22 protein-coding genes are annotated in these 24,593 nt (G+C 67.0%); 9 read left to right on the top strand and 13 right to left on the bottom strand.

The genetic code is table 11. The features are described from left to right. Positions 1–6: 6 nt before the first annotated feature. Genes ACWW1C_RS23855 through ACWW1C_RS23835 form a run of 5 tightly spaced genes read right to left on the bottom strand, consistent with a single transcriptional unit; the run spans position 7 to position 5,813 of the window. The gene (locus tag ACWW1C_RS23855; protein ID WP_455980565.1) at positions 7–1,035 is read right to left on the bottom strand and encodes an alpha/beta hydrolase; all 1,029 of its coding nucleotides are present in this window, start codon (positions 1,033–1,035) and stop codon (positions 7–9) included. Then, positions 1,032–2,561: a flavin-containing monooxygenase gene (locus tag ACWW1C_RS23850; RefSeq protein WP_455980564.1), complete on the bottom strand. Its 1,530-nt coding sequence runs from the start codon at positions 2,559–2,561 to the stop codon at positions 1,032–1,034. The genes ACWW1C_RS23855 and ACWW1C_RS23850 overlap by 4 nt, the downstream gene beginning before the upstream one ends. After that, positions 2,558–4,084, bottom strand: a complete 1,527-nt coding sequence (locus ACWW1C_RS23845) for a flavin-containing monooxygenase (protein WP_455980563.1) — start codon at positions 4,082–4,084, stop codon at positions 2,558–2,560. Before ACWW1C_RS23845 ends, ACWW1C_RS23850 begins: the two co-directional genes overlap by 4 nt. 11 nt (positions 4,085–4,095) lie before the next feature. After that, positions 4,096–4,959, bottom strand: a complete 864-nt coding sequence (locus ACWW1C_RS23840) for an SDR family NAD(P)-dependent oxidoreductase (protein WP_455980562.1) — start codon at positions 4,957–4,959, stop codon at positions 4,096–4,098. Then, entirely contained in the window at positions 4,959–5,813 is an 855-nt protein-coding gene (locus ACWW1C_RS23835; RefSeq protein ID WP_455980561.1) for an SDR family NAD(P)-dependent oxidoreductase, read from the bottom strand. Before ACWW1C_RS23835 ends, ACWW1C_RS23840 begins: the two co-directional genes overlap by 1 nt. Positions 5,814–6,120: 307 nt before the next feature. Between ACWW1C_RS23835 and ACWW1C_RS23830 the strand changes: the two genes are divergently transcribed. Together ACWW1C_RS23830 and ACWW1C_RS23825 are read left to right on the top strand one after the other, a co-directional pair. After that, entirely contained in the window at positions 6,121–6,822 is a 702-nt protein-coding gene (locus ACWW1C_RS23830) for a TetR/AcrR family transcriptional regulator (RefSeq protein ID WP_455980560.1), read from the top strand. Between the two features lie 78 nt (positions 6,823–6,900). Further along, complete coding sequence (locus tag ACWW1C_RS23825; protein WP_455980559.1) at positions 6,901–7,563, top strand: M15 family metallopeptidase; 663 nt, start codon at positions 6,901–6,903, stop codon at positions 7,561–7,563. Between the two features lies 1 nt (position 7,564). Here ACWW1C_RS23825 and ACWW1C_RS23820 read toward each other — a convergent pair whose 3' ends face one another. Further along, positions 7,565–8,509 (bottom strand): endonuclease/exonuclease/phosphatase family protein, encoded by a 945-nt coding sequence (locus tag ACWW1C_RS23820; protein WP_455980558.1) that lies wholly within the window; start codon positions 8,507–8,509, stop codon positions 7,565–7,567. A gap of 273 nt (positions 8,510–8,782) precedes the next feature. Between ACWW1C_RS23820 and ACWW1C_RS23815 the strand changes: the two genes are divergently transcribed. After that, positions 8,783–10,432, top strand: coding sequence for a cellulase family glycosylhydrolase (locus ACWW1C_RS23815; RefSeq protein WP_455980557.1), 1,650 nt, complete (start codon positions 8,783–8,785; stop codon positions 10,430–10,432). A gap of 73 nt (positions 10,433–10,505) precedes the next feature. Here ACWW1C_RS23815 and ACWW1C_RS23810 read toward each other — a convergent pair whose 3' ends face one another. The 4 genes from ACWW1C_RS23810 to ACWW1C_RS23795 all read right to left on the bottom strand — a co-directional run bounded on the left by ACWW1C_RS23810 (position 10,506) and on the right by ACWW1C_RS23795 (position 15,017). Continuing rightward, entirely contained in the window at positions 10,506–11,402 is an 897-nt protein-coding gene (locus ACWW1C_RS23810; RefSeq protein WP_455980556.1) for a cyclopropane mycolic acid synthase family methyltransferase, read from the bottom strand. Positions 11,403–11,614: 212 nt separating this feature from the next. After that, on the bottom strand, positions 11,615–12,541 hold the full coding sequence (locus tag ACWW1C_RS23805) for an alpha/beta fold hydrolase (protein ID WP_455980555.1): 927 nt from the start codon (positions 12,539–12,541) through the stop codon (positions 11,615–11,617). A 51-nt stretch (positions 12,542–12,592) separates the two neighbouring features. Next, positions 12,593–13,945: an ABC1 kinase family protein gene (locus ACWW1C_RS23800; RefSeq protein WP_455980554.1), complete on the bottom strand. Its 1,353-nt coding sequence runs from the start codon at positions 13,943–13,945 to the stop codon at positions 12,593–12,595. Positions 13,946–14,012: 67 nt separating this feature from the next. Next, on the bottom strand, positions 14,013–15,017 hold the full coding sequence (locus tag ACWW1C_RS23795; protein ID WP_455980553.1) for an oxygenase MpaB family protein: 1,005 nt from the start codon (positions 15,015–15,017) through the stop codon (positions 14,013–14,015). 74 nt (positions 15,018–15,091) lie between these two features. Here ACWW1C_RS23795 and ACWW1C_RS23790 point away from each other — a divergent pair, with 74 nt between their 5' ends. Next, positions 15,092–15,694 carry a TetR/AcrR family transcriptional regulator gene (locus ACWW1C_RS23790; protein WP_455980552.1) on the top strand — a complete coding sequence of 201 codons (603 nt, stop codon included), beginning with the start codon at positions 15,092–15,094 and terminating at the stop codon, positions 15,692–15,694. 58 nt (positions 15,695–15,752) lie between these two features. Here the strand turns inward: ACWW1C_RS23790 and ACWW1C_RS23785 are convergent, their stop codons facing one another. Together ACWW1C_RS23785 and ACWW1C_RS23780 are read right to left on the bottom strand one after the other, a co-directional pair. Beyond that, positions 15,753–16,349 (bottom strand): DinB family protein, encoded by a 597-nt coding sequence (locus ACWW1C_RS23785; RefSeq protein ID WP_455980551.1) that lies wholly within the window; start codon positions 16,347–16,349, stop codon positions 15,753–15,755. A gap of 2 nt (positions 16,350–16,351) precedes the next feature. Continuing rightward, positions 16,352–16,879, bottom strand: a complete 528-nt coding sequence (locus ACWW1C_RS23780) for a DinB family protein (protein WP_455980550.1) — start codon at positions 16,877–16,879, stop codon at positions 16,352–16,354. A gap of 61 nt (positions 16,880–16,940) precedes the next feature. On the opposite strand from ACWW1C_RS23780, the gene ACWW1C_RS23775 reads away from it, so the two are divergent. The 4 genes from ACWW1C_RS23775 to ACWW1C_RS23760 are packed head-to-tail and all read left to right on the top strand — an operon-like array spanning position 16,941 to position 23,666. Then, positions 16,941–17,903: a helix-turn-helix transcriptional regulator gene (locus ACWW1C_RS23775; protein WP_455980549.1), complete on the top strand. Its 963-nt coding sequence runs from the start codon at positions 16,941–16,943 to the stop codon at positions 17,901–17,903. Between the two features lie 40 nt (positions 17,904–17,943). After that, on the top strand, positions 17,944–22,140 hold the full coding sequence (locus tag ACWW1C_RS23770; protein ID WP_455984412.1) for a glycoside hydrolase family 38 N-terminal domain-containing protein: 4,197 nt from the start codon (positions 17,944–17,946) through the stop codon (positions 22,138–22,140). Further along, a complete protein-coding gene (locus ACWW1C_RS23765; protein ID WP_455980548.1) occupies positions 22,137–22,748 on the top strand; it encodes a DUF7158 domain-containing protein in 612 nt (203 codons plus the stop codon). Before ACWW1C_RS23770 ends, ACWW1C_RS23765 begins: the two co-directional genes overlap by 4 nt. Before the next feature lie 9 nt (positions 22,749–22,757). Next, positions 22,758–23,666, top strand: coding sequence for an ROK family protein (locus ACWW1C_RS23760; protein WP_455980547.1), 909 nt, complete (start codon positions 22,758–22,760; stop codon positions 23,664–23,666). Here the strand turns inward: ACWW1C_RS23760 and ACWW1C_RS23755 are convergent. Then, complete coding sequence (locus ACWW1C_RS23755; RefSeq protein WP_455980546.1) at positions 23,567–23,995, bottom strand: winged helix-turn-helix transcriptional regulator; 429 nt, start codon at positions 23,993–23,995, stop codon at positions 23,567–23,569. The genes ACWW1C_RS23760 and ACWW1C_RS23755 overlap by 100 nt on opposite strands. Before the next feature lie 79 nt (positions 23,996–24,074). Here ACWW1C_RS23755 and ACWW1C_RS23750 point away from each other — a divergent pair, with 79 nt between their 5' ends. After that, positions 24,075–24,512 carry an anthrone oxygenase family protein gene (locus ACWW1C_RS23750; RefSeq protein ID WP_455980545.1) on the top strand — a complete coding sequence of 146 codons (438 nt, stop codon included), beginning with the start codon at positions 24,075–24,077 and terminating at the stop codon, positions 24,510–24,512. Positions 24,513–24,593 lie beyond the last annotated feature (81 nt).

The following is a 24,593-nucleotide window of genomic DNA, read 5'->3' as shown; positions in this document are numbered from 1 at the left end:
GGGCGATCACGCCGCCGTGCTGTGGCCGGTCGGCAGCGGCACAGCATCGGCGTCGACGAACGCGCGGATGGTGCGACCCATGTCCGCTATCGCCGCCCGGGCATCCGGCAGGATGTCGGCGCCGGCCTGGAAGACGTGCAATGCGCGATCCCACATCTGCACGGTGCAGGGCACTGCGCCATCGCGGCAGCGCTGAGCCAGTTGCTCGGCGTCGGCCAGGAGCACTTCGGTAGAGCCGACCTGGATGAAAACCGGTGGGAGCCCGGCGAAGTCGTGGTTCACCGGCGACCACCGGGGATCCAGATCGCCGCCGGCTGCGAAACCGATCAGCGCCGGGACCGAGAGCGTGAAAGCTGAGAGCACGGCGTCCTTCCGATCGTTGGGGTGGGCAAGCCTGCGGGCCGGATCGAGATCGGCCCACGGTGCGATGGCAGCGATACCGCCGGGCATCGGCAATCCACGCTCGCGGGCCGCCAACGCGGCGGCGAAGGTCAGGCCGCCGCCCGCGGAATCACCGGCAAACACGATCTTGTTGGGGTCGAAGCCTATCCGGAGCAGGTGCTCGTACGCGTGGAGCGCGTCGGCAACCGTCTCGGTGATGTGGGCTGCCGGCAGCTGCCGGTAGTCCACGTTGAGCAGCGGGATGCCCGCGGCGCCGCTGATACGTCCCGCGATCCGGCGATGGCTGTGCAGTCCGCCGGTGACGAAGCCGCCGCCGTGGAAGTACAGAATCGCTCCGCCGGTGACATCGTCCGGGCCGGCGATCGCCTTGTGCCACAGCCATTCCGCGCGGAAGTCGGCGAAGCGCAACGCACGGCGTCGAGTGCCGCGAGGTGCCCGTAGCGGGACAGTGACCAGAGCGGCGAGGTTGGCGATGCGGAAGGCAGGGGCGCCGCGCAGCGGACGGCGGCAGGCCAACCGTGCGATCGCGTCCAACGAGGGCCGGATCATTCGGCGGCCAAATGCATCGGCGACGCGTAGCGACATGCTTGCGCGGCTGGGCAGCTCGATGGTCACGGAGTCGATCGCACTCATGCCCCGGCCCCTTCGAACGTGACCGGGATTTCGTAGCGGTAGTCGTCGAGCGGGAACCTGCGGTTGCCGCGGCTCGCTTCGAAGAAGCCCGAGGGGCGGATGTACGTGGTATCGCCCTGCGAATTGCGGTAGTAGGTGGGCACGTGACCGTTGAGATCCGCCAGGTAATAGCGCAACAAATCGGCTCGCTGGTAGATCGTGCGGTGATAGGCCTCGGCGGCCTCCTTACGGACCTCGCAAACCTGCGCATCGCGACGCCGGGTTTCGTTGATCGCGCGGATCGCATGGTCCGCGGTCATCTCCACGAACGCGTGCCAGCCCGACCCGGTCCACGAGTACGGGCCACACAGCGTCCACCGGTTGGGTAACCCGGGCACGGAAACGCTCTGGTACGCCTGCAGCCCCTCGTCGTTGTAGAACTTGGCCAGATCGAAACCGTTGCGCCCCAGGATCGTTCCGGGCCGATACGTCTCCGGGTCGGAGAACACCTCATAGCCGGTGGCCAGGATCAGGACGTCCAACTTATGGAGCACGCCGTCACGGGTCCGGACACCTGTCGGCGTGATCTTCTCGATCGGATCGGTCACCAGCGACACGTTGGCACGGTTGTACGCCTGCAGGTATCCGTTGGACATCGTCGGCCGTTTGGCGAGCAGACCGAAGTTCGGCGTCAGCTTCGCGCTGGTCTCCGGATCGTGAACCGTCCTGGCCACGAATCTGCGGTAGCCGCGGATACAGAACGCGTCGGCTCGGTCCAGCGTCGAATGCGAGGTCCGCAGCGCGCCACGAAGAATCAGGTCGACCACGACCAGCACGCACCCGTGGATCGTGGCCTGCAAACCAGGGATCGCGAGCAGTTTCTTCATCGCCGCGGGCACTCGGAAGTCCGGTTTCGGGATGGACCAGACCGGGGTGCGCTGAAACACCGTGAGCTGACCGACGTCCGGTGCGATCGCCGGAATGATCTGCACCGCACTGGCCCCGGTACCGATGATGCCGACGGACTTGCCGGTCATGTCATAGTCGTGATCCCAATCGGACGGCCGCTGCACTTTGCCTTTGAAGGACTTCGCACCCGCTATCCCGATGTCCTCCTTGGGGCGGACGAACGCACCGACGGCGCTGATCACGAACCGCGCGGTGACGACCGAGCCGTCGGCAGCGTGCAGCTTCCAGAAGCTGCCGGCGTCGTCCCACTCCTCCCGTTCGATGTTGGTGTTGAACCGAATTCGCGCGTACAGCCCGTGTTTCCGGGCGACGTCGACGTGGTATTGCTTGACTTCCGCGCCTTTGGCGAAGAAGCGATCCCAGTTCGCGTTGCGCGCGAATGAGTACTGGTACGCGATGGTCGGAATGTCCACGCCGAGACCGGGGTAATGGTTCTCGTGCCAGCTGCCCCCGACGTCATCGGCACGCTCGATGATGACGAAGTCGTCGATGCCGGCCTTGCGGAGCTTCACCCCGGCGGCGATCCCGCCGGGCCCGGCGCCGATGACGGCAACCTCGAATTGTGGTGCCCCGCTCATGCGCTCGTACCTTCATGCAGTTGTCTCGTATTCCGGGTGAATCGGTAGTCGGACAGCGGGAAATGCCTATTTGCCCAGCGCATCTCGAGGACGGTGGTCGGCCGGAATGCCGCGGCGTCGCCGTGATGGTTGAGGTAGTAGGTGTTGGAACCGCCGCATGCCGAGGTCATCAGCGGAGTCCGGGCGACGCGTTTCTGCATGTCCGTGAAGAAGCGGTCGTGCGGCTCCTGCTTGACCTCTACGCAGGTGGCCCCGCGATTCCGCGCCTCGGTGATCACGCGCACGGCGTGGTCCCCGGTCGACTCGATCAGCACCAGATACGAGCCCGGCGCATAGGCGTAGGGTCCGATGACGAGGAACGCGTTGGGGAACTTCGGTGCCGAGACACCCTGGTACGCCTGGTAGCGGTTCGCTTCCCAGAACTCGTTGAGATCCACTCCACCGCGGCCGAGGGTCGGGAAGGGCGGGGTACTGCCCTTTGCCATTACCTTGAATCCGGTGGCGCAGACCAACACATCGATGTCGTGCGCCTTGCCGTCCTCGGTGACCACCGCATCGGGGATGACCTTTTCGATCGGGTCCGTCACCAGGTCGACGTGGGGCAGGTTGTAGGTCTTGAAGTACTCGTTGTGCATCGACGGCCGCTTGCAGCCCAGCAGGTACTTCGGCGTGAGTTTCGCACGCGTCACCGAATCCTTGACCTGTGTGCGCATCCAGAGTTTCAGCGCCGCTTCCGCGCCGCGGATGAGTGGTTTCATCCGCCGCCCGTGCAGCATGCCCGCGCCGACACCGAGCTCGACACCCACCAAGCCGACCGCGCGCAACGGTGCCCGCAGTATCGGGGTGCCCAGCACCGCCTTGGTGACCCGACCGGTGTTCCAATCCGGCTTGGGTGCGACCCAGATCGGAGTGCGCTGGAACACCGTGAGGTGCGAGGCGACTTTGGCGACCTCCGGAATCAATTGCAGCGCACTGGCTCCGGTGCCGATCACACCGACCCGCTTGCCCCGCAGATCAACACTGTGATCCCAGGCTGCGGTGTGCAACACCGTCCCGCCGAAGCTGTCGATGCCCGCGATGTGAGGCAGGTTCGGCACCTCCAGGCCACCGATGCCCGCGATGATGAAACGGGTCGTGAACTCGCCGGTGTCGGTGCTGACGTGCCAGATGTCGTTCGCCTCGTCGAACCGGCATCCGGTGACGGTGGTGTTCAAGCGCAACTTCGGCCGCAGTCCGTGGGCGTCCACGACTTCTTCGGCGTAAGCCTGAATTTCGTGGCCCGGCGCGAACAGCCGTGACCAGTCGCCTTTTTGGTGATAGCTGAACTGATAGATGAAGGACGGAATGTCGACTGCGACACCGGGGTAGTGGTTGGCGTTCCACGTCCCGCCGACCTTGTCCCATTTGTCGAGGATGACGAAGTTCTCGATGCCGGCCTGGCGGAGCCGGACCCCGGCGTTGATGCCGCCGAAGCCGGCACCGATGACGACGACCTCGAACTCGGGGGTCTCGACGGATGTCATTGCCATACCTCCTATTTCCCGGTGAGACGCGCGAGCGCCTTGCCGGCCACCGGGATCACGGATTCGATGCGATCGAACGACGCGCGCGCGAATATTGCGCGCGTGAGACTGGGGGATAATCGGAACAGCCCGTACAGCAGCCAGGCTTCCGGTGCGACCGGCACGATGGCCGAGTTCCACCGCACGGCCCGGTCGATCGCCCTGGCCACCTTCTGCGGCGAGGTGTAGGCATATCGCTGCATACCGCTCGCGCTCTCACGCCAGGCGGCCTGCTCCTGTGCCGTGAGCCCGGCCCGTTCGCCGTTGGCGAGCAGATTGGTGCGGATCGCGCCCGGGCAGATCGCGGTGACGCCGATCCCTTTGCCGCGCAACTCCACTCGCAACGCTTGCGATGCCATCAGAACCGCCGCTTTCGCGACGCCATATGCGGGCTCGAGCCTGGACGGGAAGTACGCCGCTGCCGACGACAGGTTCACGATCTGGCCGCGAATCCCGTCGTCGATCATCTGTTGCGCGAACACCCGCGATCCGTAGATCACGCTCATCAGGTCGATGTCGATCTCGCGCTGCCACTGTGCGGCACTCATCTCGACGAACCCGCCGAGGTCCATGACGCCCGCGTTGTTGATCAGCACGTGTGGTGCGCCGAAGTGGGCAAACATCCACGCGCCGAAGGCCTCCCATTCCTCCGCGCTCGACACGTCCAGCTGGTACGCCGCTGCTTGGCCGCCCGCGGTGACGATCTGCTCGGCCGTCTCCTTGGCGGCGGTCATGTTGTTGTCGGCGACGACGACTCGACTGCCCTTGGCGGCGAACAACTTCGCAGTCTCCCGCCCGATCCCGGCGCCCGCGCCGGTGATGATGACGTTCTTCATCACCTGCCTCCGAAGACCTTGCCGGACAGGGCAACCGCCTTGTCGGCGATCGACATCGTGATCAGTCCGTATAGGCCGCGTGCGGCACTCGGCGACAGCCGGTACAGGTACCAGCCGGCCCATGCCTCGATGCCGACCGGGACCGTCGACAGATTGTGGCGTACCGCGCGTTCGATCGCGGCCGCCACGCGATCCGGGGAACGGCCGAGGTATCGATGCCCCGCGGCGAGCTTCGACGACCAATCCGAGCTGTCATCGTCGCTGACGCCACCGCGAGTTCCGTTGGCGGCCAGGCTTGTCCGGATCAATCCGGGGCAGATCGCACTGACACCGATGCCCTTGTCTCCGAACTCGGCGCGCAGCGCCTGCGTGCCGAACCACGCACCGGCCTTGGCGACCACGTACGAAGGGGCAATGGGCGTCGGCATGAACGCGCCGACGGAGCACACGTTGACGATGTGGCCGCGCACCCCGGCGTCGGTCATGCGCTGCACGAATAATCGAGACCCGACCAGGGGGCTCATCATGTTGATCTGGATCATTCGCCGCCAGTCTGCGTTGGTCTGTTCCACGAATCCACCGCCGATCAGGATGCCCGCGTTGTTGACCACGACGTCTGGCACACCGTGCTCGGCGCACACCCAGTCGGCGAAGTCTTCCCAGTCGGTGAGGTCGGCTACGTCGAGCCGCCGGAACACCGCGCGGCCACCGGACTTCTCGATCAGCTCGGCCGTCTCCTGACCTGTCTGTTCGTTGATGTCGGCTACCACGACTGCGGAGCTGTTGCGCGCGAACCGCACAGCCGTCGCACGTCCGATGCCGCTGCCGGCACCTGTCACCACTGTCAACGCCATGGTCGACACCCTTCGGCTGTGCTGGTCGGTCTATGCGCACCGGTCATGTCGACTCCCTTGTCTTCGAGACTGCATTTCGGATAGTAGTGATATTCAAAGAGCGATGCAATCTCTAATTTGGTGGCCGGTGGGAGCGGTGGTTCGGCTGTGTGGACGCCGATTCCGGCGGTCGTGAAAAGTGTTGGTGTGTAGCGCTTTCCGGTAGCGCCGGTTGGCGCACCTCGAACATCGGTGGCTCGAAATAGTTGCGCTATTCGAGTAGCGGTGGTCTCATCGTGTCAGCGACGTTCGGGTGGAGGGGGCAGCGGTGGCCCGGAAAGTGTTGACACGCGCGGAGAGTCAGGCGCAAACGCGCCAGGACGTGCTCGATTCGGCGGCGCGACTGTTTCACGCGAACGGCTATCACGGCACCTCCATCGCGGCGATCGCGGCTGATGCCGGGCGCACCATCGGCGCCGTCTACAGCAACTTCGCGGGTAAAGAGGCGCTCTGTCTCGAAGTTCTTCGCATCAGATACCTCGCGGAAACCGCGAAACTACTGGAAATGCTTGGCGGCGAATCGGACTCGACGGATGCCAGGCTCGGGGTGCTGGCGATCTGGTGGTCCCGGTTGTCCTCGGACATCCCGCTCACTGTGCTGGGATCGGAGTACTTGTTGAGTACTTTGGGGGACTCCGAGCAGACCGCCGGGACCATGGAAACCATCGATCGGTTCCGGGATTCGGTCCGCGTGATGGTCGAGGATCTGATACCCGATGGCGTCGATCCCGCCGACTCGCGCCTGGACGAAGCGATTGATGCCATCGTGGCCACCGGAAGTGGACTGGCGATTTCACAAGCCATCGGGATGGCCGATGCTGATCGGAGCGCGGCACTGCTGGTCACCACATTGCAGATGTGGATGGACAGGCTGGCCACATCGGGGGCGGTAGACGACAAGCCCGCCGCAACAAAGTCCAAGCCGACGAGGTCCACGCCGGCCAAGGCGGCGCCCGCGCGCACGCACTGAGCCCCGTCGGCGGCCATCGTGTCGCGACATACCGCGATCCCGTAGTTGTCTGGTACCGGGATCTGGCAACCTCGACACATGTTCGTGCGAACGCTCGCCGTCACTTTGGGCGCCCTGCTGGCGGTCGGAAACTTCGGGCCAGACCTCGGCACGGCCGCGGCGGCACCGCAGCCCGCGCCGCCGCCCGTGTCACCGCAGGCCGCCGCGGCGGGACTGATCGACGTCCGGACCGTCGTTCCCGACGCGGTGATCGACCTGCGCTACGCCACCCCCAACAACTTCGTCGGGCGTCCGCTGTATCCGGCCGACGCGCGGTGCCTCGTCCACGAATCCATGGCGCCGGGACTGGCCACTGCCGCCCGAATTCTGCGTGCGCACGGCGAGGTGCTGACGTTCTGGGACTGCTACCGCCCGCATGAGGTGCAGGTCCGAATGTTCCAGGCCGTGCCGGATCCGAACTGGGTCGCCAAACCCAGCCAGTTCGCGCGCAGCCACGAGTCCGGTCTTTCGGTGGATGTGACGATCACCGGTGTCGACATGGGGACTGATTTCGACGATTTCACCCCGCGTGCGACGGCCTACGCGACCACCGGCGTCACTCCGGCACAGCAGGCCAACCGTGCCCGGCTGCGCGACGCCATGGTCGCCGGCGGGCTCAGTGTGTATCCGGGGGAGTGGTGGCACTTCAACGGCCCGGGAGCGTCCGAGCCGCGCCCGATTCTGGACGTGCCGGTGAACTGAGTCAGCCGGCGACCAACTGGGCAAGTAACGCCCGGTGATCGGAACCGGGTACGTGCAGCGTCCGCACCGATGTGGCCACATAGCCGCGCGTCAGGATGTGGTCGACGGCGAAGACCGGCGGCGTGACGATGTCGGACGGATGCGTGCGCACCACTCCGGCGCCGGCCTGCGCGCCGGCATCCCGATAGCCCTGCCGCAGCAGCCGGCGGAACTCCCGCATGTCCGGAGTCGCGTTCAAATCACCGGCCAGGAGTACGGGGCCGGAGCTTGCCTGGGCCGTCTTCAGCAACGTGTCGGCCAGTCGCGCCAGGTCGTCGCGCCAGCCCTGTAGCGGGTCGGGCCACGGCGCGGACAGGTGCACGGTCAGCACCCGGATGGGGGTCGGCGCATCGGGGATGTGGACGTCGGCGGCCAGCATGCCCAGCCAGAAGCCGTCGTCGATGCGGACAGCACTGATCGGGTGGCGACTCCAGAGGCCGACGCCACCGGGCTCCTCCATCTGGCGTAGCGCACGGTGCGGGAACATCCGGTCGAGTCCGGCGGCCTCCAGCCGCACCACCGCGGCCGGGGTAAGTTCTTGCAGCGCAACGATATCCGCGCTCTCCTCGGCGTAGCGGACGACCGCTTCGGCCTCGGCCCGCCCGTAGCGCAGGTTGGCCGACAGGAACCGCAGCGCGGTGCCCGACGGCGCCTTCGCGCGCCGGAACAGAGGCAATTGCACGACGGCCCCGGCGATGGTGACCGCGACCGCGACCGCTGTCAGCGGCCAATTTCTCATGACACCGAACAGGATTGCGGCCACCGGAGCGCCGATGGCCGCGTATGGCGCGTCGGCGGCCAGCGCCAACAACGACCTGTTGACGATCGGAACCCATCGCACCGCGAGCCCGGCCGCGGCAGCACACAGCGCGGTGGCGCCTGCGCATATCAGGACCGACTGCCACATCGCGACGATTCCTCTCCGTCGTCGAGTCAATCCGAAAAATCTACCGCACGTATGTTTTGGCTCGTCGATGGTGAGTTTGGCAACGATAATTCGTATTTGCTGAGTTCGGCAATTTTGTGGGTCGGTCGATAAGAACTCATCGATTCATTAGAATCGTCTGTCAGTAGGCTATCAAGAAACTGTGAACGAAAATAGCTGTTGTGAAAGGTTTTTGACCATAGGTATGTTTATTTCGGCAATGGTTTTGCGGGTGTCCCCGGCTGAATGGCGGTAGTGTCTGCGCCATTCATCGACGGCCTCGTAATAATTCGCTGGCCGGTCGAATTCGATAAGGAGGCCGGCATGTACTCGTCGATGCGCGGATTCGTCCGTGCCTGTGCATTTCGTGGCACTATCGCGATGCTTCCACTCGCGTTGATCTGTGCGTACGCGCCGTCGCCGAGCGTGTCGTCGAGTCTGATGACGCAGATCGAGCCCGCGGCGGAGATCGTGTCCGCGCCGTCGACCATCGGGATCGCCGACTCGGGACTGTACGGCGAGACGCAGGCCCAGATCGATCAGACGCTCGACACCCTGCAGTCAATCGGGGTCCAGGATGTCCGGGTGTTCGTCCCGTGGATATTCGTCGAGCCGGTTCAGGGCACCTACAACTGGTCTTATCTGGACATGGTCATGCAGGCTGCCGCGGCGCGGAACATGGGCGTCATGGCGGAGATCGCCAGCACGCCGACGTGGGCTGGTTCGTCGACGTCCATCACTGGTGCCGGTACGCCGGACCCGGCCACCTATGCGTCGTTCGCGGCCGCGGTGGCCAAGCGGTACGGCTCGACCATCTCGGCCTACGAGATCTGGAATGAGCCGAACTATGTGCTGTCCTCGGACCCCATCGACGCCACCGCGTATGCCGCGCTGCTCAAGGCGGCCTATCCGGCGATCAAGGCGATCGACCCGACCGCCACTGTGGTCGCCGGCGCGCTCGGCAGCGTCATCAGCTTCGGCAGCATCACGCTCGACCCGGTGACGTTCGTCAAGCAGATGCTGGCCGCCGGCGCCGCCGGGTACTTCGACGCGTTGTCGTTCCACCCGTATCAGGAATCACTGCCCTTCTCGTCGGGCGCCGGCGTTGCGAACTCTCCACTGACCCAGCTGAATTCGATCTATCAGCTGCTGCAGCAGTACGGCGACGGCAACCTCAAAATCTGGATCAGCGAGTTCGGTGCCTCGACCAACGACGTCAGCGAGCAGACCCAGGCCGACCTCATCAAGAATCTGCTCGACACCTGGCAGACCCTGGCCTATGCCGGGCCGGCGTTCATCTACACGGCGCAGGACGGTGTACCGGGTGCCGACGGTTACGGCATCTACAACGCTGACTGGACGCCGAAGCTGGCGGTCGCCGTGATCGCGCAGGCGATCAAGGAGTACGCCGGCAATGCGGCCGGCGGCGTCGGTGGGGCGGTCGGTGGAATCGTCTCAGGGGTCACGGCGATCGCCCAGTCACTAGCGAGCCTGGTGAAATCGATCAGTCTGGCAATCCAGGGTGAGTTCCAGCAGTTGGGCAAGGCGGTCAACGCCTGGGTCACGGCGGTCAGCTCCAAGCTGAGCGGCGTCCTGCCGACCGCCACGCCATTGGCCGCGAAGACCACCGCCGCGAAGACCACCACCGCCGCGAAGACCAGTGCCGCGACCGCGACCGCCGCAGCGGTATCCGCGGATACCACGCCGGCGCCGACGAAAGTGAAGAAACATGCCAAAGGCGGCGGGTCAACAGCGCTGCCGACACCCTCGAAGGGGACGCCCGGCAAGGCGGCCAAGCCGGACAAGACGGGCGCCGCGGCGCCGGACACCACCCCGCCCGTCGTCGACAAGCGGTCGCACCGGCACCGTGACGCGGGTTCGAAATCGTCGGTGTCCGCCCACTGATCCCGTAAACGAGTAGCGCCCCCCCCCCCCCCCCCCCCCCCCCCCCCCCCCCCCCGCTACTCGTCGGAAATGCTTACGCGGCTTCCTTGGTCTTCGTGTAGGTGACCAGGCTGACGTCGAGCACCTCATCGAGGAAGTAGTACTGGCAGCCGGTCAGATACTTCATGTACCGGTCGTAGTTCACCTGGCCGGAGATCGCGATGGCCTGCTCCTTGTGGTGCTCCAGGTTGGCCGCCCAGACACCGAGCGTCTTGATGTAGTGGTTACGGAGCGACACCGGCTCCGGGACGTTGAAGCCGGCCTTCTCGCCGTGGTCGATCATCATCTGGGTGCTGGGCAGGCGGCCGCCGGGGAAGATGTCCGTGGCCATGAACTTGATGAACCGGGCCATCTCGAACGTGAGTTTCTTACCCCGTGCTGCCATGTCCATCGGGTGGTAGCTGACGCTGCTCTGGATTGTCATCCGGCCGTCGGCGGGCATGATCTCGTAGCAGTTCTTGAAGAAGTCGTCGTAGCGCTCGAAACCGAAGTGCTCGAAGGCCTCGATCGACACGATGCGGTCCACCGGTTCGTGGAACTCTTCCCAGCCCTTCAGCAGCACGCGGTGCGAACGGTCCGACTCGCTGTTGCTCAGCAGTTCCGTGCAGAACGCCTGCTGGTTCTTGCTCAGCGTCAAGCCGATGACGTTGACGTCGTACTTCTCCATGGCACGCTGCATGGTCAGGCCCCAGCCACAGCCGATTTCCAGCAGCGTCATGCCGGGCTTGAGGTCCAACTGATCGAGGTGCTGGTCGACGTTGGCGAGCTGGGCTTGTTCCATCGTGACGGTGGGTCCGGTGAAGTAGGCGCAGCTGTATTTACGGGAGTTGTCCTGGAACAACCCGAAGAAATCGTCAGACAGGTCGTAATGGGCCTGGATGTCCTCGAAATGCGGCCGCATGTCCTTGGCGCCAGTCGAATCCTGAATCATCTGTAACACCTAACTTGACCTTCCTCACTAGCTGGTGATGCCGGTCACTAACTCTCACAATTGTGACCGCACAATACCTGGTCGCCGACCGGTGCCTTGACGTTGGTGTGACGCGTCGTCACGTTCAGCTCGTGCGGCAAACGTAGCGCCGGCGCACACGATTTCCGTGTTCATTCCCCAGCGCGGCGGGGTCTGTGATCGGACTGATACGTCTATCGAATTTCGGCAAATGTCGTGGCCAGTTCGCTGGCGATCTTGTCCCAGAGTGGCGCGGGTAGGTCATGACCCATGCCGTCGAGCAACACCAGCCGAGCGCGCCGGATGGCTTTGGCCACTGCTCGACCACCGCTCGGTCGCATCAGTTTATCGGCCCGACCGTGGATGACAACCGTCGGCGCGGTGATCATCGCGTTGTAGTGGCGCAGGCTGCCGCTGCCGAGGATGGCGCCGAAGTGCCGGGCGACCCCCACGGGGTAGTACGAGCGGTCGTAGCTTTCGGCCGCGTCCGCCTCGGCCTGGTCGAGCGGTGTCGGGTAACCGGGGCTGCCGATGATCCGGCCGACGTTGACGGCATTGGCGATGACGCCGTCACGTGACGTGTCCTGCGGGCGGGTGGTGATGGCCTTGAGCTGCTTCGGGCCGGGCGGCGGCAGCAGCGGCTGGTTGTTACTGGAGAAGATGACGCCGAGCGTCTTGGTGCGATGCTGATAGCGCGCCGCGAAGACCTGCGCGATCATGCCGCCCATCGAGCCGCCGACGATGTGCGCCTGCTCGATCTTCAGGTGATCCAGCAGCGCCGCGGCGTCGTCGGCCATGTCCTCGAGCGTGTAAACCGCGTCGCTGCGCAGGCCGGCGTACGAGCGGAGCATCCGGGGCAGCAGCCCGGAACCGGAATGCTTGCCCTCGATCTTGGTGGACAGGCCCACGTCGCGGTTGTCGAACCGGATGACGCGGTAGCCCTTCTCGACAAGCTTGTCGCAGAAGCCTTTACGCCAGAGCAACAGCTGCGCCCCGAGGCCCATGATGAGCAGGACCGCCGGATCGTCCGGATTGCCCATGTCTTCGTAAGCGATGTCCAGGTCGCCCGAGCGGGCGAAGCCGGTGCGGACTTCAGGGGCGGTGTCTCGTTCGGGCTGCATGGGCCTAGTCCTCGGATTCTTCGTGGTTCATGGTCGGATGCGGCCTCCGGCCTACTCCTCGGCGTTCTTGTGGTCGCGGCTGATGTCCACCATGAAGTTGGCGAAGTACCCCTTCAGCTGAGGGTCACCCATCATCTGCCACCTCGGTGCCAGCAGCTTCATGTACCGCTCGACGTAGAGGAACTGCTTGCCGATCAGGACCAGCTCGCGCGGCAGCTTGACGTCGTACGCGTCGGCGAGGGTGGAGAGCTGCTTGCCGATCTCGGCATAGGACAGGTCGCCCAGCGACTTCATGGTGAGCGGCGTGGTGAACGCCTCCAGGTCCTTGGCGGCCTGCCCCTCCGGCTTGACCGTCCCGACGGCGCCCATCATGACGACGATTCGGCCGGCCGCGGCGTGATCCTTCGAGACCAGCAGCGCATAGACCAGTTCGCGCAGCAACCACCGGGTCCGCGGATCGATGCGGCCCATGATGCCGAAGTCGAAGAAGACGATCTTGCCGTCCTTGTCGACGTGGAGGTTGCCGGCATGCAGGTCACCGTGGAACAGGCCGTGCTTGAGGCCACCCTCGAAAACGCTGAACAGGAGGGCCTTGACCAGTTCCTCGCCGTCGAATCCGGCCTTGCGGATGGCGGCGGCGTCGTCGATGCGAATGCCCTCGACGCGTTCCATGGTCAGCACGCGCTCGCTCGTCAGATCCCAGTAGACCTGCGCCACCCGGATGTTCTGGCCCAGCGGCGAGGCGTGCATGTGCGCCACCCAGGCGTCCATGGACTGCGCCTCGAGCCGGAAGTCGAGTTCCTCGGCGAGATTGTCGGCGAAGTCGGCGACGACATCCTGCGCGGACAGCCGCTGGCCCAACTTGGCCAGCTCGGCGATCTGCGCGCCGCGCTTGAGGATCTGCAGGTCGGCGGCAACGCGCCGGCGGATGCCGGGACGCTGGATCTTGACGACGACCTCTTCGCCTGAGTGCAGCGTCGCATAGTGCACCTGGGCGATGGACGCTGAAGCGAAGGGCTCGTCGTCGAAGCTGGCGAAGAGGTCGGCCGGATCGCCACCGAGTTCTTCGCGCAGCAGCTTGTGGACCTCGTCCTTGTCTGCGGGCGGAACCCGGTCCAGGAGGCTGCGGAATTCGCGGCTCAACGGCTCGCCGAAGGCGCCGGGACTGGACGCGATGATCTGGCCGAGCTTGACATACGTCGGACCCAGATCCGAGAACGTCTTCGGGACCTGCTTGATCACTTTTTGCTGCAGGCTGCCCTTGGAGAAGGCGTTGCTGACGACGCGTACGCCGGTCCGGGCGAGCTGCCAGCCGGTGGCCCCGATGCGGGCGGCTTCGACGGGCAGCGGCACCCGATCCAGCCTGGCACCTTCGCGGTGCGGGGTCTTCCGCGTTGAACTCATTGGTGAAGTGTCTCAAAACCGCGAGTACCGCCAAAAAGGTGTGCCCCGCGTCACGTTCCGAGTTCGCTCAAACCGAGGCGAACGACGACTCGATGTCGGCGCGGCTGCGGACCGGATCGCTGCCCGGCACGTACCTCGGCACCGTGTACGGAGCCAGCTCCGGATCGACCCCGCTCTTGACCCTGGCCTTGGCCTGCCGGAATTCCGGGAACGGTCCGGCGGCGGTGTGCAGGCCGTTGATGATCGACCACACGACCGCGCGGCGAGCGGCCCGCTCGACCGGATTGGGGTCGGTGTGTCCGAGCAGTTGCTTGGCCCACTTCGGCATGGTGTCGCGGACCGCCCAGTCGACCGCGCTCTGCGGCATCGGCAGGTTCGGGCCGGTGGCCATCGCGGCGCCGTGGGTCAGCGCGAGCTTGGGCAGGTAGGACTTCAGGCAGTCCAGGGTCTCGGCCTTGGTGGTCGGGAGGTCGGTGCCGCCGAGGGCCTGCCCGACGCGGATGAACTCGCCGTAATAGCGGTCAAGTTTCTTGCCGCGCAACGGGTTCGGATGGTAGAGCTCGTGGGCGGTGGCCAGGCCCCACACGACGGTCGCGTAGTTCCAGCGCAGCCAGTCCGGGTCGTCGGCGTCGTAGGCGGCGCCGTCCGGGCGGACGCCCTTGATGGTGTGGTGCATGGCGCGCACGGTCCGTGCGAGGTTCTCGGCGGTCTCGGTGTTGCCGTACGCGGTGCCGATGAAGAACGCGATGGAATGGCCCAGCCGGACGACCGCTCCCTTGGGGTCGATGACGGGGATGGCGGTGCCGTTGTCGTCGCGCTGGACCAGGCGCGAATGGTGCATGCCCATCCAGTAGATGGACGGGTCGAGGCGCTCGATGAACGCGGCGCATTGCAGGCCGAACACCAGCGCCTCGGTGTGGGAATGCACATGCCAGACGGCGCTGCCGGGACCGAACCACCCCGGGTCGCCGGCCGGGCCGGCGAAATCCATACCGCGGAAATAGTTCCGCCGGATCGTCTCGTCGAATCGGTGCTGAAGCTGGTGCTCGATGAACTGGTGCGGCAGGTACACGTCAACCCCTTCTGGTCACGACTGTAACCAGAATAGTATTTGGTGACGCGTGTGACCAGACCTAGGCTGTATTCATGTCGACACCGACCAGGTGGGCGGGGGTTCCGCTCGACGACCGCCGCGCCGAGCGGCGCGGGTTGCTGATCGACGCGGCATTCGAGTTGTTCGGCTCCGGCGGCGAGACAGCGTTGTCGGTGCGGTCGGTGTGCCGGGAGTGCGGACTCAACACCCGCTACTTCTACGAGAGCTTCGACGGCATCGACGATCTGCTGGGCGCCGTCTACGACAGGGTGGGCCTCGAATTGGCCGCGGTGGTCGACGCCGCGATCACCGTCGCGGGGGATTCGGTGCGGGCGCGCACCCGCGCCGGCATCGCCGCGGTGCTGGGCTTCGGTTCCGCCGATCCGAGATGCGGGCGGGTGCTGTTCACCGAAGCGCGCGCCAACCCCGTGCTGGCCGCGCGCCGCGTCGTCACCCAGGATCTGCTGCTCGACGCGGTGCTGGCCGAGGGCGGTCGATTGCACCCTGACTCGGACCCGGTCGCCGCGCGCGTCGGTGCGGCGATGTACACCGGCGCGATGGCGGAGCTCGCCCAGCAGTGGCTCTCCGGTGCGCTGGGGACCGATCTCGATGCGGTGGTCGACGCCGCGCTGGCGTTGGTGCTGCCTCGAGGTTGACGAAATGGCTGCCCGGGGATGTCCGCGGGCAGCCACTTCGGTCATCTCGGCGATGCCGTCAGGCGGTCGGCCGCCAGCGCTTGATGAAGTCTGTCTCGGGCCATTCCTCCTCGGCGGCCAGCAGTTCGTACATGGTCGCGCGGTCGATGGACTCGCGGATGATGTCGGCGTGGCCGGCATGCCGCGACAGCTCCTCGATGATGTGCATGCCGACCCAGCGCACCGTCCAGTGGTCGATGTCGGTCGGGAACCACGGCACGTCGTGCGGAATCGGGACCAGGGTGTCCAGATCGAGTTCCGCGAAGGCCCGCAGTGTCTCGGCGTTCTGTGCGCGCAGCGCGTCCAGCAGGTCGCCGAGCTTCTCGTCGTCGCGCATGACGTGTTGGTCGGCGTACTCGGCCATGATCTCGGCCATCGGCCGCGGGTCCGGCGGCGGGAAGCCGGGGGCGGCCACCGCACGCTCGACCCAGCCGGCCTGGACGGCGGTGACGTGCTTGATCAGGCCGCCGACCGACTGGGCGCTGACCGACGGAGTGGAGCGGGCCTGCTCGTCCGTGAGGCCGTGGGCGACGGCGGCGAACGCGTCCTGCTGGAACGCCAGGAAGTTGATGAGGGTCTGGCGCTCGTCGCCGGCGGGTGCGGGCTGTCCGGGCATGCTTAGTTCTCCTTGTTGGTGTGGGTGTAAAGGTCACGGATGCAGGCGATTTCCGCTCCGTGGTGAATGACTTCGCGATTGATGTGCAGGACGAGCGTGGCCATGGAGTAGTCGGCGTAGGGACCTTCGGCCGGTCCGCACGGCCTGGCCAGTGCGGCGGCATCCAGGCCGCGGACCCCGGTGATCCAGTTCGCGTACGCGCCGTCGAGCTGGTCCAGCGCGGTGCGCGCGTCGCGGGCGTAGGGCCACGATTGATAGTCGGCCGGTGGGCCGCCGAAATGTGAATGGTTGCGCATGGCCAGGACGCCGACGATGACGTGCGCCAGCCGCCAGGCGATGGTCGTGAACGGCTCGGGTTGCGGTGGGGGATAGCTGAAGTCGATCGAGCCGTCGGGGTGGAGGGTCCAGCAGCCGGGCACCGGCTCCCAGAAGTACTCGTCGTCGGTCAGTCCCTCGAGTCGGGGGCGTAGCTGGTGTTGCCAGTGCCAGTCGAGTTGGTCGGCCAGTTCTTCGGTCCGTTCTTCGGTCACATCGAAAGCCTGACATGTAATTAGGACTATTTCTGTCCTATGAATGCGGCAGAGTGTTGCCATGTCCGAAACGACGAGCCGCGTGCTGCAACTGCTGGGCCTGCTACAGGCACGCCGGGTGTGGACGGGCCAGGAGCTGGCCGACCGGCTCGGCGTCACCGGCCGTAGCGTCCGCCGCGACATCGAACGACTGCGCGACCTGGGCTATCCCGTGCACGCCAGCAAGGGCCGCGACGGCGGCTATCAATTGGGCGCCGGTGCCGCGTTGCCGCCACTGCTGCTCGACCCCGAGGAGGCCGTCGCGATGGCGGTATGTCTGCGGCTGGCGGCCGGGGGCAGCGTCGCGGGTGTCGGCGAGTCGGCGCTGCGTGCACTGTCCAAGCTCGACCAGGTGATGCCGGCGCGGCTGCGGTCGCAGGTGTCCGCCGTGCACGATTCGACGGTGACGCTGACCGGCGGCGGTTCGGTCGAAGCAGTGTCACCCGACGACCTGATGACGCTGGCCCGCGCCTGCCGGGACCACGAACACGTCAGACTCGGTTACACCGACATCCGCGGCAACAGCACCGAGCGGCGGCTCGAGCCCTATCAACTCGTCACCACCGGACGCCGCTGGTACCTGCTGGCGTACGACCGCGACAAGCAGGACTGGCGGACGCTGCGGCTGGACCGGATGGCCGACGTCACGGCCGCGGGGGCGACGTTCGTTCCGCGCCCGGCGCCCGATCCGGCGGAGTTCGTGCGCCGGGCCATCACGGCGTCGCCGTACCGCTACGTCGCACGGGTTCGGTATGAGGCGTCCGAAACTCAACTCGCGCAAGTATTTTCCGCGTCCTCGGCGCAGATCGAGGCGGACGGACCGGGCCGCTGCATCGTGACCGCCGGGGGCGACGATCCGGAGCGCATCGTGTTGCATCTGGCGATGCCGGGCTATCGGTTCGAGGTGCTCGAGCCGCCAGAGGTGGTCGCCGCGGCCGGTGTGGTGGCGGACCGGCTGCGTGCCGCAATGCAGCCCGATCGGTGACGCTGCGCCGTATGGTGCAGGGGTGTCGACGGGACGACTCCTGCAAGTGACGGCGGTGGTTTCCACCGAGTTGTTCGTCGGGCCGGCCGATGAACCGCTGCAGATCGTCAAGGTGGACTACGCCGGATGTGCGCAGGCCACCGAGGTCCGGGTCGCGGGGGACGGACTGCGCGGCCAGGCGGTGGCGCTGCCCGGTGACGGCGCGGTGGAGATACCGGTTGCGGTGCGGGCCGGCCAACCGGGGCAGATTCGGGCGGCGCACCTCGAGATCGGCGGCGAACAGACGCCGTTCGAGTTCGTCGTCGCCGAGCCCGGCTGGACCATGCACATGATCAGCCACTTCCACTACGACCCGGTGTGGTGGAACACCCAGGCCGCCTACACCAGCGTCTGGACCGAGGACCCGCCCGGCCGGTGCCGGCAGACCAACGGCTTCGAGTTGGTCACCGCGCACCTCGAAATGGCAAGGCGCGAGCCCGAATACAAGTTCGTGCTGGCCGAGGTCGACTACCTCAAACCCTACTGGGACACCCACCCTGAGCAGCGTGCCCAGCTGCGCGCGCTGCTCGCCGAGGGCCGGGTCGAGATCATGGGCGGCACCTACAACGAGCCGAACACCAACCTGACCAGTCCCGAGACGGCGATCCGGAACTTCGTGCACGGCATCGGTTTCCAGCGCGATGTCATGGGCGCAGACCCGGCGACGGCCTGGCAACTCGATGTGTTCGGTCACGACCCGCAGTTCCCGGGCATGGCCGCCGACGCCGGCCTGACCTCCAGCTCGTGGGCCCGCGGCCCGCATCACCAGTGGGGGCCGATGCACCGCGACGGCGATCCCGAGCGCATGCAGTTCGCCAGTGAATTCGACTGGATCGCACCGTCGGGCCGCGGCCTTCTCACCCATTACATGCCGGCGCACTACGCCGCGGGGTGGTGGATGGATTCGTCGGCGTCGTTGCGAGAGGCCGAAGCGGCCACCTACGCGACGTTCACCAAGCTGAAAAAGGTTGCGCTGACCCGCAATGTGCTCCTGCCGGTCGGCACCGACTACACGCCGCCCAACAAATGGGTCACCGAGATTCACCGTGACTGGGCCGCCCGCTACGCCTGGCCCCGCTTCGTGTGCGCGCTGCCCCGGGAGTTCTTCGCTGCCGTGCGTGCGGAACTCCAAGCCGGTGGCACCCGGCCGTCGCCGCAGACCCGCGACATGAACCCGATCTACACGGGCAAGGACGTGTCGTACATCGACACCAAGCAGGCCAACCGGGCCGCCGAGAACGTCGTGCTGGAGGCCGAACGGTTCGCGGTCTTCGCCGGATTACTCACCGGTGCCACATATCCGCAAGCCGCCCTGGCCAAAGCCTGGGTGCAACTGGCCTACGGCGCACACCACGATGCCATCACCGGATCGGAATCCGACCAGGTGTACCTCGACCTGCTCACCGGCTGGCGCGACGCCTGGGAACTCGGCCGGACCGCCCGCGACAACTCCGTGGCGCTGCTGTCGCGCGCCGTCGATGGCGACATCGTGGTGTGGAACCCGTTGGCACACAGTCGAACCGACATCGTCACCGTCCACCTCGACGAACCGCTGACAGGCCCGGTCCGCGACGCGGACGGCACACCGGTCCCGGTCCTGGTCGAAGACAACGGCCGGACGGTCACCTGGCTGGCCCACGACGTGCCGTCGCTGGGGTGGCGGGGGTACACGCTCGGCGGGGACATGGCGGAGCCGGCGCGGGAAGCGGCCGCGTGGGAACCCAAGTCCGGCACCACCATCAGCAGCGATCGCTACGACTGCACCGTCGACCCCGACCGTGGCGGCGCGGTGTCGTCGTTGTTGCGGGCAGGTGTCGAGCTGATCGGGGTGGGCCGGTTCGGCAACGAGATCGCGGTCTATGACGAACATTCCGCGCATCCCACCGAACACGAAGGCCCGTGGCACCTGCTGCCCAAGGGACCGGTGGTGGGTTCTGCCGAACGTGCGGCCGGCTCGGTGCAGGCCTACCGCAGTGCGCTGGGTGAGCGACTCGTGGTCACCGGCCGCATCGGCGACGTGCTGCGCTACACCCAGACCATCACGCTGTGGCACGGCGTGGACCGGGTGGACTGCCGCACCGTGATCGACGAGTTCAGCGGAGCCGACAAGCTGCTCAGGCTGCGCTGGCCCTGCCCCGTGCCGGGAGCGATGCCGGTCAGCGAGGTCGGTGACGCGGTGATCGGCCGGGGCTTCGGGCTGCTGCACCAACGGGATTCGCACGACGCCGTGGACACCGCGGATCACCCCTATACCTTGGACAACCCCGCCTACGGATGGTTCGGGCTGTCGTCGGCGGTGCGGGTTCGGGTACGCGACCCGCAGGGGGAGTGCGTGCGGGCGGTGTCGGTGGCCGAAGTCGTGGTGCCGGACGCCGCCGATCCCGGGACGCCGGCCCGTGAGCTGATGGTCGCGCTGGTCCGGTCCGGCGTGACGGCCACGTGCAGCAGCGCCGACAAGCCTCGCTACGGCAACCTCGCCGTCGACTCCAACCTGCCCGACGCCCGCATCGCGCTCGGCGGTCCCGACGAGAATCCTTTCACTGCAGCGGTATTGGCGGCAGCGGACCCGGCCTACGGCGCCGAACTGCGGCGGCGCCTGGCGACGGCAAGTGTCCGGCTCTGGGTGCCCGCCGACGCCGACCTGGCGCAGCGGTGGATCCCCGGCGCCGACCTGACGGGGGTGCGGGCCCTCCCGGTCCTGATCGTCGCCGGACCCGACGCCACCGCAGGCCTGATCGCCGATCTTGCCGCCGCCGAGATCGCCGTCGAGCAGGACGCCCCGGCGGGGATCGGGCCCTTCGACGCCCGCAGCGTGGCGGTGCTGAACCGCGGCGTACCGGGTTTCGCCGTCGAACCGGACGGGGTCCTGCACACCTCGCTGATGCGGTCGTGCACGGGCTGGCCGTCGGGCACCTGGATCGACCCGCCCCGCCGGACCGCGCCCGATGGCTCGAACTTCCAGCTGCAGCACTGGACCCACACGTTCGACTACGCCGTCGTGGCCGGCGACGGTGACTGGCGGGCCGCGGGCATCCCGGGCCGGAGTGCCGAGTACTCCCAGCCGCTACTCGCGGTGCACACCGACCACCCGGCGGTGGCCGGCGGATTGCCCTGCGCCGGCTCGTTGTTGGCCGTCGAACCCGCTTCCGACGTGGCACTGGCGGCACTGAAGGCCACCGGTAACCCGATCGCCACCGGACGTGGCGCGGCCGTCGACCCGAGTTCAGGCATCACCCTGCGCCTCGTCCAGACCTCGGGACGGCCCACCGAGGTCAATGTCACCTCGGGACTGCGGCACCTCGAGGACGTCGAAAGACTGGACCTCCTCGAACAACCGGTTGCGGCCGACGGAAAAGACCTGCGGTTGCACGGTTTCGAGATCGCCACCGTGCGGGCGCGCCTCGACCTGCCGCACGTGCTCAACGGTGACCACGCCGCCCTGGCGCCGGATGCCGAGGTCGCCCAGCCGGTTTACGCCCGATACTGGCTGCACAATCGTGGTCCGGCGCCGTTGGGCGGACTGCCGGCGGTGGCACATGTGCACCCCACCGAAGTATCGGGCGAACCGGGCGCGCCCGTGCAGGTACGCGTCACTGCCGCCAGCGACTGCACCGACGCCGCGCTCCACGGCCGGGTCCGGGTGCTGTGCCCCGACGGCTGGTCGGCCACCCCGGACGAGTTACCCTTCGTGCTGCCGCCAGGCGGGTATCTGGAAACCGAAGTGCAGCTGCAACTTCCGGCCGACGCCCCGGCCGGCCGGTACCCGGTGCGGGTCGAGCTGGCGGTCACCGGTGGTGACAAGCATCATCAGATTCCGGCCGCGTGGCGCCAGCTGGTCGAGGACGTCTGCGTCGTCACCGTCGGAGAACCCGCTACGGCTCCATTACTGAGATTGGCCGGGGAGCCCCATCCGGTCGACGTCGTCGCCGGCGGACACGCCGACCTGAGTGTCGTCGTCGGCTCTACCGCCGGTGCGTCGCTGAGTCTGGAAGCGCACCTGATCAGTCCGTGGGGGACCTGGGAATGGTTGGGGCCCAATGTGCTCGGTGCCGACGTGCCGGCCGGCGGCACCGTCGCGTTCGACTTCGACGTGGCGCCGCCGCCGTGGGTCGAGCCGGGGCAGTGGTGGGCGCTGATCAGGATCGCCGCGGCCGGCCGGGTGGTCTACACCCCTGCGGTATCGGTGCGGGTCCGATGAAATGCGTGGCCAACGTCGCGGGACGCATGATCCCCGTCTCCGCACTCGACGAGCGTGAATCACGTTTGCGGGCAAGCGCATTGGCCCCGTCGCTACCGGTGTCAGGGACCAGTGAGGGTCGCCAGCTGCGGCGTTGGCTGACCCAACTGCTCGTCGCCGACGAGGTGGTGCGCGCGGCCGTCGAACAACTCGGCGTCGATGACCGCGATGCCCCCGGTGAAGCCGACCTGATTCCCGACGCGGCGGCCCGCATGGAGCTCGGCAGCATCGCGGCAGCTGCCCTCGAACAGTCGGCGGCGCGAGCGCTGTTCGTCCGCGTCACGTCGGTGGTCCAGATCGCCGACGACGAGGTCGAGCGCTACCACGCGCGAAACCCCCTGCGGTTCGCCCCGCCCGTCCCCGGGCCCGGCGGCTGGTCCACCGCGCCGACCGCGGCGCCGGAGCTCGATCAGGTGCGGCCGCAGATCACCGCACATCTGCTCGGTTCGGCGCGCCGGCGGGCCTTCCGGCACTGGCTCGACGCCCGGCGCGCCGAGTCTGTGCAGCTGGCGCCGGGCTACGAGCATCCCGGCGACCCGCGCCAGCCCGACCACGTTCACCGGCACTGAAGGTCTTCGATGTCCGAACTGACCCTGGCTCTCGACATCGGCGGCACCAAGATCGCCGCCGCGCTGGTCGGCCCCGACGGTGCGCTCGTGCACCGCGAGCAGCTGCGGACACCGCACGCGGACAGTGAGCAGGTATGGGCGGCGGTCGATGCGTTGATCGGGAACGCGCTCGCCGCGGCTGTGGGCCACCCGCTGCGCGGCGTGGGCGTCGGCTCAGCCGGTCCCATCGATGTGGTCGCGGGGACAGTCAGTCCACTGAATATCGTTGCCTGGCAACAGTTTCCGCTGGTCCGGCGAATCGGCGAACGTACCGGCCTGCCGGTTCGGCTGGCGGGCGACGTCGTCTGCCTGGCCATGGGCGAGCACTGGCGTGGGGCCGGTCGGGGAACGCAGTTCCTGCTCGGCATGGTGGTGTCGACCGGCATCGGCGGCGGTCTGGTCCAGGGCGGCGCGCCGTATCTCGGCCGCAGCGGCAACGCTGGACACATCGGGCACGTCATCGTCGAACCCGGCGGTCCGCGCTGCGCGTGCGGCGGGCGGGGCTGTGTGGAGGCGGTGGCCTCGGGCCCGCACCTGGCGCGATGGGCACACGAGCACGGTTGGGACGCGCCACCGGATGCCGATGCCAAGGCGTTGGCCGAGGCCGCAGGCCGTGGGGATCCGATTGCGGTGCAGGCGTTCTCGCGTGGCGCCGAGGCGATCGCCGTCGCTATCGCCTCGGCGGCGGCAGTCTGCGATCTGGATTTGGTGGTGCTCGGCGGCGGGGTGGCCAATGCGGGGGAGGTGTTGTTCGGCCCGCTTCGGGCGGCGCTGCCCCGCTACGCGGGGTTGAGTTTCCTGCGCGACCTGCGGGTGGTGCCCGCCGAACTCGGCGGGGATGCCGGGCTCGTCGGCGCGGCCGCGTTGTGGCGGTCCTGAGCGGCGCGGCGCGCCATGTCCTTTCGGCCCCAGTCGCACAGCGCGCCGAGCACCGGTGCCAGGGTCTTGCCGTATTCGGAGATCGAATAATGCACGCACGGCGGCACCGTGCCCGCATCGTGGCGCTCGATGATGCCGTCGGCCACCAGTTCGTGCAGATGCCGGATGAGCATGCGCTCGGTCATGTCGGGGATGCTGCGCCGGAGCTCGGCGGTACGCATCGGCCCGTCGGCGAGCCGCCACAGGATGGTGCCTTTCCACCGGCCGTCGATCACTGACAGGGCGGCATCGATCGGGCATTCGCCGATCTCCTTCTTGGACACCGCCATGGTCGCGCTCCTCGGTCCCGCTACTGACTAATTTGTCAGTACCTTGTTATTTGTCAGTGTAGTGACCAGCCTTGATGTCATGGAACACATTGCGCAGATTCTCACCGTGATCGTCGTCGGCACGCTGGTCGGCGTCGAGTTCGGTGTCGCCGCGTTCACCAACCCGCTCCTGGAACAGCTGCCCGACGACGCCTACCGCCAGGCGCGGGCCGCCGGCGGCCGACTCCTCGGCACGCTGATGCCGTTCTGGTACGCCGCCGCGGCTGCACTGCTGGTCGCCGATGCGGTTCTCGCGCCGGCGCCGCTCGCCATCGCTGCCGTGGTGCTGATGGCTGCGGTGATGGTCCTGACGCTGACCACGTTGGTGCCGATCAACAACCGGGTCTCCGCATGGGCGGGTGCCGGTCCCGACGAAGCGCCGACCGATCGGGAACTCGCCCGGCGCTGGGACCGGCTGCACTGGCTCCGGGTGGCGCTCCTGCTCGCGGCGTTTGTCCTGGTGACACTGCCCGGATGAGGCGGTCGACCCTTGCGCGTACAGGTAACTCACAATTTTAGGTAAGTCTTAGCTAAGTTGATCTTGATAAACGATCGGTGA

It is taken from the genome of Mycobacterium sp. HM-7, from assembly GCF_053852335.1.
Note: the sequence above shows the minus strand (reverse complement) of the source record. Positions and strands in the feature narration are given on the sequence as shown.